The 14,306-nt window shown below is 67.6% G+C and carries 7 protein-coding genes; 2 read left to right on the plus strand and 5 right to left on the minus strand.

Annotation, left to right across the window (positions count from 1 at the left end):
- Positions 1-128: 128 nt before the first annotated feature.
- From fusA to rpsL, 3 genes are read right to left on the minus strand one after another with little or no spacing between them, the layout of a single operon-like run.
- Positions 129-2,261, minus strand: a complete 2,133-nt coding sequence (fusA, locus tag ACZ518_RS05130) for an elongation factor G (protein WP_469111612.1) — start codon at positions 2,259-2,261, stop codon at positions 129-131.
- A 39-nt stretch (positions 2,262-2,300) separates the two neighbouring features.
- Positions 2,301-2,771 carry a 30S ribosomal protein S7 gene (rpsG, locus tag ACZ518_RS05135; protein WP_007265894.1) on the minus strand — a complete coding sequence of 157 codons (471 nt, stop codon included), beginning with the start codon at positions 2,769-2,771 and terminating at the stop codon, positions 2,301-2,303.
- Between the two features lie 2 nt (positions 2,772-2,773).
- Positions 2,774-3,145, minus strand: coding sequence for a 30S ribosomal protein S12 (gene rpsL / locus ACZ518_RS05140; protein WP_007265893.1), 372 nt, complete (start codon positions 3,143-3,145; stop codon positions 2,774-2,776).
- Positions 3,146-3,548: 403 nt separating this feature from the next.
- Between rpsL and ACZ518_RS05145 the strand changes: the two genes are divergently transcribed.
- Together ACZ518_RS05145 and ACZ518_RS05150 are read left to right on the plus strand one after the other, a co-directional pair.
- Positions 3,549-6,026, plus strand: a complete 2,478-nt coding sequence (locus tag ACZ518_RS05145; RefSeq protein ID WP_469111613.1) for a YfhO family protein — start codon at positions 3,549-3,551, stop codon at positions 6,024-6,026.
- A gap of 141 nt (positions 6,027-6,167) precedes the next feature.
- The gene (locus ACZ518_RS05150; RefSeq protein WP_469111686.1) at positions 6,168-6,557 is read left to right on the plus strand and encodes a DUF8175 domain-containg protein; all 390 of its coding nucleotides are present in this window, start codon (positions 6,168-6,170) and stop codon (positions 6,555-6,557) included.
- Between the two features lie 123 nt (positions 6,558-6,680).
- Here ACZ518_RS05150 and ACZ518_RS05155 read toward each other — a convergent pair whose 3' ends face one another.
- Together ACZ518_RS05155 and rpoB are read right to left on the minus strand one after the other, a co-directional pair.
- Positions 6,681-10,580, minus strand: a complete 3,900-nt coding sequence (locus ACZ518_RS05155) for a DNA-directed RNA polymerase subunit beta' (RefSeq protein WP_469111614.1) — start codon at positions 10,578-10,580, stop codon at positions 6,681-6,683.
- 95 nt (positions 10,581-10,675) lie between these two features.
- On the minus strand, positions 10,676-14,158 hold the full coding sequence (rpoB, locus tag ACZ518_RS05160; RefSeq protein ID WP_469111615.1) for a DNA-directed RNA polymerase subunit beta: 3,483 nt from the start codon (positions 14,156-14,158) through the stop codon (positions 10,676-10,678).
- Between the last annotated feature and the right edge of the window lie 148 nt (positions 14,159-14,306).

The following is a 14,306-nucleotide window of genomic DNA, read 5'->3' on the forward strand; positions in this document are numbered from 1 at the left end:
TCTGTACGCCTTGAATGGTCGGCGCCAGGTGATCTTTGCTGGATAGCCGGCTCCCCGGGGCAACGGGAGGGTTGCTCCTGTTGCCCCAGAGGTTCCGGTGGCAAGCCTAAAGCGTGAACTCGGAAGAGTTACTCGCCCTTGGCCTTCGCGATGATCTCCTCAGCGACGTTCCGGGGAACCTCGGCGTAGGAGTCGAACTGCATCGAGTAGCTGGCGCGACCCGAGGTCTTGCTGCGGAGGTCTCCGACGTAGCCGAACATCTCCGAAAGCGGCACGAGGCCCTTGACGATCTTGGCTCCGTGACGGTCCTCCATGGCCTGGATCTGGCCACGGCGGGAGTTGATGTCACCGATGACGTCGCCCATGGACTCCTCCGGCGTGGTGACCTCGACGGCCATCATCGGCTCGAGGAGCACGGGAGAAGCCTTGCGCGCGGCCTCCTTGAAGGCCTGCGAACCGGCGATCTTGAAGGCGAGCTCGGAGGAGTCGACCTCGTGGTAGCCACCGTCGAGAAGCGTGACGCGGACGCCAGTCATCTCGTAGCCGGCCAGGATGCCGAACTGCATGGCTTCCTGCGCACCGGCGTCGACCGAAGGGATGTACTCCTTCGGCACGCGGCCACCGGTGACCTTGTTGACGAACTCGTACGCCGGACCATCGGCGTCCGTGATCGGCTCGATCGCGATCTGCACCTTGGCGAACTGACCGGTACCACCGGTCTGCTTCTTGTGGGTGTAGTCGTGACGCTCGACGGCCTTGCGGATCGTCTCGCGGTACGCGACCTGCGGCTTGCCGACGTTGGCGACGACCTTGAACTCGCGCTTCATACGGTCGACCAGCACCTCGAGGTGCAGCTCGCCCATACCGCCGAGGATGGTCTGGCCGGTCTCCTCGTCCGAGTGGACGTGGAACGACGGGTCCTCTTCCGCGAGACGCTGGATGGCGACACCCAGCTTCTCCTGGTCGCCCTTCGAGGCGGGCTCGATGGCGACCTGGATGACCGGAGCCGGGAAGTCCATGGACTCCAGGATCACGGGCGCCTTGTCGTCGCACAGCGTCTCACCGGTGGTGGTCTGCTTCAGGCCCATGACGGCGACGATGTCGCCGGCGCCCACCGCGTCGATCTCCTCACGCTTGTTCGCGTGCATGCGGTAGATCTTGCCGATGCGCTCCTTCTTGCCCTTGACGGAGTTCAGCACCGCGGTGCCGGCCTCCAGGCGGCCCGAGTAAACCCGGACGAAGGTGAGCTTACCGAGGTGCGGGTCGCTCATGATCTTGAACGCGAGCGCGGCGAGGGGCTCCTCGTCCGACGGCTTGCGCTTCACGACGACCTCGGCGTCCTTGACGTCGTGGCCCTCGATGGCCTCGATGTCGAGCGGCGACGGGAGGTAGCGCACGACGGCGTCGAGCAGGGGCTGGACGCCCTTGTTCTTGAACGCCGTACCGCAGAACACCGCGGTGATCGTGGGCTCGCCCTTGCCCTTGCCGGAGCCGAGGATGATGCGACGCACAGCGGCGTGCAGCTGCTCCTCGGAGGGCTCTTCGCCCTCGAGGAAGAGCTCCATCATCTCTTCGTCGTTCTCGGCGACCTGCTCGACGAGCTTGCCGCGCCATTCCTCGGCCAGCTCGGTGTGCGAGGCCGGGATGTCGACGACGTCGTACATCTCGCCCTTGGTGGCCTCGGCGGACCACACGAGAGCCTTCATGCGGACGAGGTCGACGACACCCTGGAAGTCGGCCTCGGCACCGATCGGGAGCTGCATGACGATCGGAACCGCACCGAGGCGGTCCTTGATCATGTCGACGCAGCGCATGAACTCGGCGCCGGTACGGTCGAGCTTGTTGACGAAGCAGATGCGCGGGACGCCGTAGCGGTCCGCCTGACGCCAAACGGTCTCGGACTGCGGCTCCACACCGGCGACACCGTCGAACACGGTGACGGCACCGTCGAGGACGCGGAGCGAACGCTCCACCTCGACCGTGAAGTCCACGTGACCCGGGGTGTCGATGATGTTGATGGTGTGGTCGACGTCCTCGAGCGGCCAGTGGCAGGTCGTCGCGGCGGACGTGATGGTGATGCCGCGCTCCTGCTCCTGCTCCATCCAGTCCATCGTGGCAGCGCCGTCGTGGACTTCACCGATCTTGTACGACACACCGGTGTAGAACAGGATGCGCTCGGTGGTGGTCGTCTTGCCCGCGTCGATGTGGGCCATGATGCCGATGTTGCGCACCTTGGCCAGGTCAAGCGAAGTGGTAGCCATATCGGCTCAGTCTTCTCTCGGTCTCGATGTGGGTTGGGACTACCAGCGGTAGTGCGCGAAGGCCTTGTTGGACTCGGCCATCTTGTGCGTGTCCTCGCGCTTCTTGACGGCCGCACCGAGGCCGTTCGAGGCGTCGAGAAGCTCGTTCATCAGGCGCTCGGTCATGGTCTTCTCACGACGGGCGCGGGAGTAACCCACGAGCCAGCGGAGGGCCAGGGTCGACTGGCGACCCGGCTTGACCTCGACGGGGACCTGGTAGGTCGCGCCACCGACACGGCGGGACTTGACCTCGAGGGACGGCTTGACGTTCTCCAGCGCGCGCTTCAGCGTGATGACCGGGTCGTTGCCGGTCTTCTCGCGGAGGCCTTCCATGGCGCCGTAGACGATGCGCTCGGCGGTGGAGCGCTTGCCGTTCAGCAGGATCTTGTTGATGAGCGAGGTCACCAGAGGAGATGCGTAGACCGGGTCGATGATGACCGGGCGCTTCGGGGCGGGGCCCTTACGAGGCATTCTTACTTCTCCTTCTTGGCGCCGTAGCGGCTGCGGGCCTGCTTGCGGTTCTTGACAGCCTGGGTGTCAAGCGCACCGCGGATGATCTTGTAACGAACACCCGGCAGGTCCTTCACACGGCCACCACGCACGAGCACGATCGAGTGCTCCTGCAGGTTGTGTCCCTCACCCGGAATGTAAGCGGTGACCTCGATGCCGGAGGTCAGACGCACACGCGCGACCTTACGGAGCGCCGAGTTCGGCTTCTTCGGGGTGGTCGTGAACACACGCGTGCAGACGCCGCGACGCTGGGGCGAGGCCTCGAGCGCGGGGGTCTTTGTCTTCTCGACCTTGTCCTGCCGGCCCTTACGGACCAGCTGCTGGATCGTAGGCACTACTTCTCCGGTTTCTGTGTGCCGTGTAGTGAAGCTAACCTGGAACTTTGCCGACCCACGCGGTCGGGTGTGTCGGACCCGGCGGACCCCTCCGCAAATGCGGAAAGACGCACGGATCTCGGTGGCCGTTGACTCTCACGTGCGGTTGATGGACACGCACGGGAGCCCAGGCACACCCCAGGCACAAGGTCTGAGCGTACCCACCGCATCCACTCCGGTCAAAACATAAGCCGCCCCGCCACCGCCGCGACGACCGCACAGCTCAGGCGCCGCACGGGCGAACGGCACCTGACCGGGGTGGCCGCGCGGGACGCGCACGGCCGTGGTAAACGGAGGGCGAACTACACTGCCCAGCGAATCCCAGCGAGACAGCCCAAAACGTACGAGCGCCAGGAGCAGGACATTGGGGACGGTCACACCGGAGCCGAAGACGGCGGAGAACCCGCCCCCCGACGGCGGCCGAACCCCCTCGTCACGGCGGCGCGCCGCGCTCTCCCGGCTGTACGGGCCCCTGCTGGCCTTCCTCGTCACCTCGGGCGCCTTCTGCGCCGCATGGGTGGCGCGGGGCACCTTCCCCTTCGGGGACAAGGGCCGCGCCATCAACGACCAGGCCAACCAGTACGTCCCCTTCCACCGCGCCCTGTGGGACCTCGTCCACGGCCAGGCCGCCGGCGACGTGCTGTTCACCTGGCGGGGAGGCTTCGGACAACAGTTCCTGTCCGACTACTACACCTACCTCGGCAATCCGTTCTCCTGGCTGGCCGTGCTGGTCCCGCGCGAGCACGTCGACCTGGCCGTCTTCGTGATCACCCCGGTCACCATGGGCACGGCCGCCGCCGTGATGGCCGTCTACCTCGGCAAGCTGCATCCCGGGCCGTGGTGGCAGCGCGGAGTGCTCGGGGCGACGTACGGGCTGTGCGGGTGGGCGCTGAGCGACGCCTCGTACATCCCCATGTGGCTGTGGGGCCTGGTGGCCCTCCCGCTGCTCGGCATCGCCGTCGAGTGGTGCCTGGAGGGCCGCCGCTGGCCGGGGGTGGCGCTGCTGGTCGCCCTCGCCTGGTTCGGCAACTTCTACACCGCCATGATGGCCACGATGGCGGCCTGCGTACTGCTGGCGATCCGCCTGATCACCCTGGACATGACGGGCGCGCAGCGGCTGCGCGCCCTGTGGCGCGCGGCGACCGCGGCGGCGGTGGGCATCCTCCTGACCCTGCCCCTCCTCCTGCCGTCGTTCCTGTCCAGCGGGGCGGCGCAGCCCACCAGGGCCGGCGCCTTCGACCCCGTCCGGATCGAGATCTTCCTCGCCGGCATGCTCCCGGCCACCCACCTGTGGGGCGGCCGCCCGCGCCTGTACGTGGCCTCGCTCGGCCTGATCCTGGCGGGCAGCTTCCTCCTCAACACCCGCATCGCGGCCCGCACCCGCCTGGTCTGGGCGGCGGCCACCCTCCTGGTCCTGGTCTCGTTCCAGTTCCCCCCGACGCAGTACGCGTGGCACGGCCTGGCGGTGCCGAACGGCAACCCGTACCGCGAGGCGTTCGTGTTCAGCGGGATGGTCGTCATCCTGGCCTGGCTCGCCCTGGCCAACCGCCCCCGCCCCCTCCACCTGGCCCTGGCGGCGGCCCTGCTCCTCCTGGCCGCTTTCGCGCTCCGCCACACCAACGACTTCGGCGGCTGGACCTGGCCCGCCGTCCTCGCCGGCGGCGGGGCCTCCCTGCTGGCCCTGGTCCTGCTCACCCGGGCGGACAAGCGCCGCGCCCTCCTCCCCCTGGCGGCCCTCCTCATGATCGGCGTGGTCTTCGCCGAATCGACGGTCGCTGCGGCCAACGCGGACGCCCGCCGCTCCCGCGAGCGCTGGGCGGCCCCCGTCCCGACCTCGAACCGCTCGATCACCAACCACTTCGACGCGGTCCGGAGCGTGGACGGCTGGCCCGCCTACCGGACGGACTCGGGCGCGCCGCAGACCTCGTACAACGACGCCCTCGCCCTCCGGGCGGAGGGCCCGCAGTACTACAGCAGCTACCTCCCGGAAGTCACGTACCAGGCCCTCGAACCCCTCGGCTACGGCTTCAAGAACGACGGCCGGACCTTCTTCGGCGCCGACAACCCGGTGCTCGACGCGATCTTCTCGATCGGCGCCCGGGTCCGCCCCGGCACCGCCCCCGGCAGCTGGACGGCGACCAAGCAGTCCGCCCCTCCCCTGGTCACGGTCCGCACGGCCCCGTACACCTCCCCCCACCCCGCCGGCTCGGTCTACGCCCACCAGGAGAACGTCCTGGGCGCCACGGTCTACGAGGTCCCGGCCGCCACCCGGACGGGCACCCCCACCACCCAGACGTACGCGGCCCGGTGCACCCCCGGCTCCGAGGCGTACTGGTACTCCCCCGAGCTCTACGGCACCCTCCGCACCCCCACCTCCACCCGCCCCCTGGAGGACCGCATGACCGGCGTCGTCCCGCTGGGCCAGGTCCCCGCCTCGGGCGAGGTCACGGCGACGGTGGAAACCCGCACGGAGAACGCCACCGCCGGCCCGAACCCCATCGGCTGCCTCGACCGCGCCGCCCTGGACACCACGATCGGCACCCTGAAGTCGACGGGCGCCACCTCGGTCCGCGTCGGCGGCCACACCCTCGAAGCCACCCTCCCCCCGAACACCACCGGCACCGCCGTCCTCGCGGTGACCAACGTCCCGGGCTGGCAGTGCTCGGCCCCGATCCGCGACTTCCACGGCCTGCTCTCCCTCCCGGTCACCCCGGGCACGCGCGAGCTCTCCTGCACCTTCACCCCGAAGGGCCTGGCCCCGGGCCTCGCGGCCGCCGCCCTGGCCCTCCTCACCCTGGCCTCGGTCACCACGACGACCCACCTCAGGCGCCGCCGCGGCTAGACCGCCCGGGCCCGGGCTTCACCGCTGACGGAAGGTGTCCACATCCGGTCACGAGCCGGATGCGAGCTGACGTTTTCCCGAGGGTCCCGCGGCGGCGGCAGCAGCAGCCGGCGGGAGATCGGCGGAGGGACGTCCGGCCGGCTGCCGCACGAACGACGCCGACCAGGCCGTGCCGTCGCGGAGCCCGCCGGCCTCACGTGGATGACGTACCGCACCGACCTGCTGCCGGCCTCCCCTGCAGCGGGTCCCTTGGAGATCGACGGCCCCGCCTGGTCCTGCTTCGCCCGCACGCCGCCCGGCGAGGGAACCTGCCTCGGCTTCAAGGTCGTCGCCGCTTCGAAGGAGCAGGTCACGAGCACGGTCCTGATGTGTTTGGCGGACGGGACCTGCGCGGCGTTCACCGGAACGACCGTCTGGGAGGACGGCGACTGGAAGCTGCGCCCGACGCTGTCCGGGGCGTTCACGGAGAACGTCTCGCCGGTGGCCGGCCCCGAAGGGTTCGTCCTCTGGGGGAACGGCCACGTCTCCTGACGTCCCGGGCCAAGGGGCACCGGCGTCTTCCTGACACCCGCCGGCCCGCCGGATCCCCCGTACAACGCCGCAGGGCGGTCACCCTCTCGGGTGACCGCCCTGCGGTCTTGCTCAGGTTCCGACTCAGCCGTTGTACGGGCCGTAGTCGTAGTCCTCCAGCGGGACAGCCTGGCCGGAGCCGGTGCCGAAGGGCGAGTAGTCGATGTCGTCGTAGCCGACGGCCGAGTACATCGCGGCCTTGGCCTCCTCGGTCGGCTCCACCCGGATGTTGCGGTAGCGGGACAGACCCGTACCGGCCGGGATGAGCTTACCGATGATGACGTTCTCCTTGAGGCCGATGAGGCTGTCGGACTTGGCGTTGATCGCCGCGTCCGTCAGGACTCGGGTCGTCTCCTGGAAGGAGGCGGCCGACAGCCAGGATTCCGTCGCCAGCGAGGCCTTGGTGATACCCATCAGCTGCGGACGGCCGGAGGCGGGGTGACCGCCCTCGGTGACCACACGACGGTTCTCGGTCTCGAACTTCGAGCGCTCGACGAGCTCGCCCGGCAGGAGCTCCGCGTCGCCGGACTCGATGATCGTCACGCGGCGCAGCATCTGCCGGATGATGATCTCGATGTGCTTGTCGTGGATCGACACGCCCTGCGAGTTGTAGACCTTCTGGACTTCGCCGACCAGGTGGACCTGGACGGCACGCTGGCCGAGGATGCGCAGCACGTCGTGCGGGTTGGTGGCACCCATGGTGAGCTTCTGGCCCACCTCGACGTGGTCGCCCTCGTGCACGATGACCTTGGCGCGCTTGGAGATCGGGAAGGCCGTCTCCTCGCTGCCGTCGTCGGGCGTGATGACGATCTTCTTCGTCTTCTCGGTCTCCTCGATCCGCACGCGGCCGGCGGCCTCGGAGATCGGGGCGACACCCTTCGGGGTACGGGCCTCGAAGAGCTCGACGACACGCGGCAGACCCTGCGTGATGTCGTCACCGGCCACACCACCGGTGTGGAAGGTACGCATCGTCAGCTGGGTACCGGGCTCACCGATGGACTGGGCGGCGATGATGCCGACCGCCTCGCCGATGTCGACGAGCTTGCCGGTGGCCAGCGAGCGGCCGTAGCAGAAGGCACAGGTGCCGACCGCGGACTCGCAGGTCAGGACCGAGCGGGTCTTGACCTCCTCGACGCCGTTCGCGATGAGGGCGTCGATGAGCACGTCGCCGAGGTCCACGTTCGCCGGCGCGATGACCTTGCCGTCGATGACGACGTCCTCGGCCAGCATGCGGGCGTACACGGAGGTCTCGACGTCGTCCGCCTTGCGGAGGACACCCGCCTCGTCCTTGACACCGATCTTGAGCTTGAGGCCGCGCTCGGTGCCGCAGTCCTCCTCGCGGATGATGACGTCCTGCGAGACGTCCACCAGACGACGGGTGAGGTAACCCGAGTCGGCGGTACGCAGGGCGGTGTCCGCCAGACCCTTACGGGCACCGTGCGTGGAGATGAAGTACTCCAGAACGGTGAGGCCCTCACGGAAGGACGCCTTGATCGGACGCGGGATGGTCTCGTTCTTCGCGTTCGACACCAGACCACGCATACCGGCGATCTGTCGCATCTGCATCATGTTTCCTCGGGCACCCGAGTCAACCATCATGAAGATGGGGTTCGTCTTGGGGAAGTTCGCGTTCATCGCCTCGGCAACCTCGTTGGTCGCCTTGGTCCAGATCGCGATGAGCTCCTGCGTGCGCTCGTCCTTGGTGATCAGACCGCGCTCGTACTGCTTCTGGACCTTCTCGTCCTGTGCCTCGTAGCCCGCGACGATGGCCTTCTTGGCCTCGGGCACGACGACGTCGGAGATGGCCACGGTGACGCCCGAACGGGTCGCCCAGTGGAAGCCGGCCGCCTTCAGGTTGTCGAGCGTCGCCGCCACGATGACCTTGGGGTAGCGCTCCGCCAGGTCGTTGACGATCTCGGAGAGCTGCTTCTTGCCCACCGAGTAGTCGACGAACGGGTAGTCCTCGGGCAGCAGCTCGTTGAAGAGCGCGCGACCCAGGGTGGTCTTCAGACGGAAGCTGTCGCCCGGCTGGAACTCCTGCTCGCCCTCTTCGGCGACCGGCGGCACCCAGCCGCGCGGCGGGATGGTGCCCACCGGGAAGCGGATGTCGACGGACGACTGCAGCGCGAGCTCGCCGGCGTCGAACGCCATGATCGCCTCGGCGGTCGAGCCGAACGCGCGGCCCTCGCCCTTGACGTCACGGAGCTCACCGTCGGTGGTCAGGAAGAACAGACCCAGGACCATGTCCTGCGTCGGCATCGTGACCGGACGGCCGTCGGCCGGCTTGAGGATGTTGTTCGAGGACAGCATCAGGATGCGGGCCTCGGCCTGCGCCTCCGCGGAGAGCGGCAGGTGGACGGCCATCTGGTCACCGTCGAAGTCCGCGTTGAACGCGGTGCAGACGAGCGGGTGGATCTGGATGGCCTTGCCTTCGACCAGCTGGGGCTCGAAGGCCTGGATGCCGAGACGGTGCAGCGTGGGCGCACGGTTCAGCAGCACCGGGTGCTCGGCGATGACCTCTTCGAGCACGTCGTACACGACCGTGCGGCCGCGCTCGACCATGCGCTTCGCGCTCTTGATGTTCTGCGCGTGGTTCAGGTCGACCAGGCGCTTCATCACGAACGGCTTGAAGAGCTCCAGCGCCATGGCCTTGGGCAGACCACACTGGTGCAGCTTCAGCTGCGGACCGACGACGATCACGGAACGCGCGGAGTAGTCCACGCGCTTGCCGAGGAGGTTCTGACGGAATCGACCCTGCTTGCCCTTCAGCATGTCGCTGAGGGACTTCAGCGGACGGTTGCCGGGGCCCGTCACCGGGCGACCACGACGGCCGTTGTCGAAGAGGGCGTCGACCGCCTCCTGGAGCATGCGCTTCTCGTTGTTCACGATGATCTCGGGGGCACCGAGGTCGAGAAGGCGCTTCAGGCGGTTGTTGCGGTTGATCACGCGGCGGTACAGGTCGTTCAGGTCGGAGGTCGCGAAGCGGCCACCGTCCAGCTGCACCATCGGACGCAGGTCCGGCGGGATGACCGGGACGCAGTCCAGGACCATGCCCTTGGGGCTGTTGCTGGTCTGCAGGAACGCGGAGACGACCTTGAGGCGCTTGAGCGCGCGGGTCTTCTTCTGGCCCTTGCCGGTACGGATGATCTCGCGGAGGCGCTCGGCCTCCTCCTCGAGGTCGAAGGACTCCAGGCGCTTCTGCAGAGCAGCCGCACCCATGGAACCGTCGAAGTACGTGCCGAAGCGGTCACGCAGCTCGCGGTAGAGGAGCTCGTCGCCCTCCAGGTCCTGGACCTTGAGGTTCTTGAAGCGGTTCCACACCTCGTCGAGGCGGTCGATCTCGCGCTGGGCGCGGTCACGGAGCTGCTTCATCTCGCGCTCGGCGCCTTCGCGCACCTTGCGGCGCACGTCGGCCTTGGCGCCCTCGGCCTCGAGCTCGCCCAGGTCGCTCTCGAGCTTCTTGGCACGGCCTTCGAGGTCCGCGTCACGGCGGTTCTCGATCTGCTGGCGCTCGACGGAGACGTGGGTCTCCAGCGACGGCAGGTCGCGCTGACGGCGCTCGTCGTCGACGAACGTGATCATGTACGCGGCGAAGTAGATGACCTTTTCGAGGTCCTTCGGCGCGAGGTCCAGCAGGTAGCCAAGACGCGACGGGACGCCCTTGAAGTACCAGATGTGGGTGACGGGAGCGGCGAGCTCGATGTGGCCCATGCGCTCACGGCGCACCTTGGCGCGCGTGACCTCGACGCCACAGCGCTCACAGATGATGCCCTTGAAGCGGACACGCTTGTACTTGCCGCAGTAGCACTCCCAGTCCCGGGTAGGACCGAAGATCTTCTCGCAGAAGAGTCCGTCCTTCTCGGGCTTGAGGGTGCGGTAGTTGATGGTCTCCGGCTTCTTGACCTCGCCGTGTGACCAGGTTCGGATGTCGTCCGCGGTGGCAAGGCCGATCCGCAGCTCGTCGAAGAAGTTGACGTCGAGCACTGTGCGTCAATCCCTCTTTCGGGGTCGAGTCTCAATCATGGTCTGAACGGTCCCGGGGGCGACGGGGGCTCCGTGAGGAGCCCCCGTCAGGCCCGTCAGACCTCTTCGACGCTGCTCGGCTCGCGCCGGGACAGGTCGATACCGAGCTCCTCCGCCGCGCGGAAGACGTCCTCGTCGGTGTCGCGCATCTCGATGGACATGCCGTCCGAGGACAGCACCTCCACGTTGAGGCAGAGCGACTGCATTTCCTTGATGAGCACCTTGAAGGACTCGGGAATGCCCGGCTCGGGGATGTTCTCGCCCTTGACGATGGCCTCGTAGACCTTCACGCGGCCGGTCACGTCGTCGGACTTGATCGTCAGGAGTTCCTGGAGGGCGTACGCGGCGCCGTACGCCTCGAGCGCCCACACCTCCATCTCACCGAATCGCTGACCACCGAACTGCGCCTTACCACCCAGCGGCTGCTGCGTGATCATCGAGTACGGACCGGTCGAACGGGCGTGGAGCTTGTCGTCGACCAGGTGGTGCAGCTTGAGGATGTACATGTACCCGACCGAGATCGGGTCCGGGAACGGCTCGCCGGAGCGGCCGTCGAACAGGCGCGCCTTACCGGTCGGGAGCACCATGCGCTCGCCGTCGCGGTTCGGGATGGTGTGCTGGAGCAGGCCGGCCAGCTCGTCCTCACGCGCACCGTCGAAGACGGGGGTGGCGACGTTGGTGCCGGGGGCGACCTGGTCGGCGCCGATCGCCTGGAGGCGCTGCGCCCACTCCTCCGCGAGGCCGGAGACGTCCCAGCCGCGGCTGGCGAGCCAGCCGAGGTGGATCTCCAGGACCTGTCCCGGGTTCATTCGGGACGGGACACCCAGCGGGTTGAGGATGATGTCGACCGGGGTGCCGTCCTCGAGGAAGGGCATGTCCTCGATCGGAAGGATCTTGGAGATGACACCCTTGTTGCCGTGGCGGCCGGCGAGCTTGTCACCGTCGGTGATCTTGCGCTTCTGGGCGACGTAGACGCGGACCAGCTGGTTCACGCCCGGAGGAAGCTCGTCGCCCTCCTCGCGGTCGAAGACGCGGACACCGATGACCTTGCCGATCTCACCGTGAGGAACCTTGAGCGAGGTGTCACGCACCTCGCGGGCCTTCTCACCGAAGATCGCGCGGAGCAGGCGCTCCTCGGGGGTCAGCTCGGTCTCACCCTTGGGCGTGACCTTGCCGACGAGGATGTCGCCGGCGACGACGTCCGCACCGATGCGGATGATGCCGCGCTCGTCGAGGTCGGCGAGGACCTCCTCGGAGACGTTCGGGATGTCCCGGGTGATCTCCTCGGGGCCCAGCTTGGTGTCACGGGCGTCGACCTCGTGCTCCTCGATGTGGATCGAGGAGAGGACGTCGTCCTGCACGAGGCGCTGCGACAGGATGATCGCGTCCTCGTAGTTGTGGCCTTCCCACGGCATGAACGCGACGAGCAGGTTCTTGCCGAGGGCCATCTCGCCCTCTTCGGTCGCCGGACCGTCGGCGAGGACCTGGGCCTCGATGATCCGGTCACCCTCGTTGACGATGACCTTCTGGTTGACCGAGGTGCCCTGGTTCGAGCGGGAGAACTTGGCGACGCGGTACGTGGTGTACGTGCCGTCGTCGTTGGCGACGGTGATGTAGTCGGCCGAGACCTCCTGGACGACACCGTCCTTCTCCGCCTTGATCGAGTCGCCGGCGTCGACCGCGCAGCGGTACTCCATGCCGGTGCCGACGAGCGGGGCCTCCGCCTTGATGAGCGGAACGGCCTGGCGCATCATGTTCGCGCCCATGAGGGCACGGTTGGCGTCGTCGTGCTCGAGGAAGGGGATCATCGCGGTGGCGACGGACACCATCTGGCGCGGCGAGACGTCCATGTAGTCCACGTCGGACGGCTCGACGTAGTCGACCTCGCCGCCACGCTTGCGGACCAGGACGCGACCCTCGGTGAAGCGCAGCTCGTCGTCCAGGCGGGCGTTCGCCTGGGCGATGACGAAGCGGTCTTCCTCGTCGGCGGTGACGTAGTCGACCTCGTCGGTGACCTGGCCGTCGACGACCTTGCGGTACGGGGTCTCGATGAAACCGAACGCGTTGACGCGGCCGTAGGACGCGAGCGAGCCGATCAGACCGATGTTCGGGCCTTCGGGGGTCTCGATCGGACACATGCGGCCGTAGTGCGACGGGTGCACGTCACGGACCTCGAAGCCGGCCCGCTCACGGGAGAGACCGCCGGGACCCAGAGCCGAGAGACGACGCTTGTGCGTCAGACCCGACAGCGGGTTGTTCTGGTCCATGAACTGCGACAGCTGGCTGGTGCCGAAGAACTCCTTGATGGAGGCGACGACCGGCCGGATGTTGATCAGGGTCTGCGGCGTGATCGCCTCGACGTCCTGCGTGGTCATGCGCTCGCGCACGACGCGCTCCATACGAGCCAGACCCGTGCGGACCTGGTTCTGGATGAGCTCGCCGACGTTGCGCAGACGACGGTTGCCGAAGTGGTCGATGTCGTCGGTCTCGACGACGATCGAACGGCCCGACTCACCGATGGTCTCGGTCTCGCCCGCGTGGAGCTTGACGAGGTACTTGATCGTCGCGATCACGTCGTCGGTGGTGAGCACACCGGCGTCGAGCGGCTCGTCGGCGCCGAGCTTCTTGTTCACCTTGTAGCGGCCGACCTTCGCGAGGTCGTAGCGCTTCGGGTTGAAGTAGAGGTTCTCGAGCAGCGTCTGAGCGGCCTCGCGGGTCGGCGGCTCGCCCGGGCGCAGCTTGCGGTAGATGTCGAGCAGCGCGTCGTCCTGGCCCTGGGTGTGGTCCTTCTCCAGGGTGGCGCGCATGGACTCGTACTCGCCGAACTCCTCGAGGATCTGCTCGGTGGTCCAGCCGAGAGCCTTCAGGAGGACGGTGACGGACTGCTTGCGCTTGCGGTCGATGCGGACACCGACCATGTCGCGCTTGTCGACCTCCATCTCCAGCCAGGCACCCCGGGACGGGATGATCTTGGCGGAGAAGATGTCCTTGTCGGACGTCTTGTCGATGGAGGAGTCGAAGTAGACACCCGGGGAACGGACGAGCTGCGACACGACGACGCGCTCGGTGCCGTTGATGACGAAGGTGCCCTTGTTGGTCATGAGCGGGAAGTCGCCCATGAAGACCGTCTGAGACTTGATCTCACCGGTCTCGTTGTTCGTGAACTCGGCCGTGACGAAGAGCGGCGCCGCGTACGTGAAGTCGCGCTCCTTGCACTCGTCGACGGAGTTCTTCGCCGGCTCGAACCGGTGGTCGCGGAACGTCAGCGACATCGACCCGGAGAAGTCCTCGATCGGCGAGATCTCCTCGAAGATCTCTTCCAGACCGGACTTGGTGGGGACGTCCTGTCCACTCTCAAGCGCCGACTCGACGCGGGACTTCCAGGCGGCGTTTCCGAGCAGCCAGTCAAAGCTCTCGGTCTGCAGCGCCAGGAGGTTCGGAACCTCGAGGGGCTCCTTGATCTTTGCAAAGGAGATGCGCAGCGGGGCGGTGCTGGCACCGTTGTTCGTATTGGTCGAGGCGTTGCGCGAGGCGGCCAAGAGGGGGTCCTTCCGAGGGCTCGGACTCACTACGCGCGTACCGGTCCCAGCCGACACAGAAGACAAGATGCTTCCAATCCGGCCAAAAGACCAGGTCAGAGGCGGTCAGTCAGATGTGCTCTAGCGTGGGCATGCCCCTGGCGACGGG

It is taken from the genome of Streptomyces sp. NPDC033966, assembly GCF_055575955.1.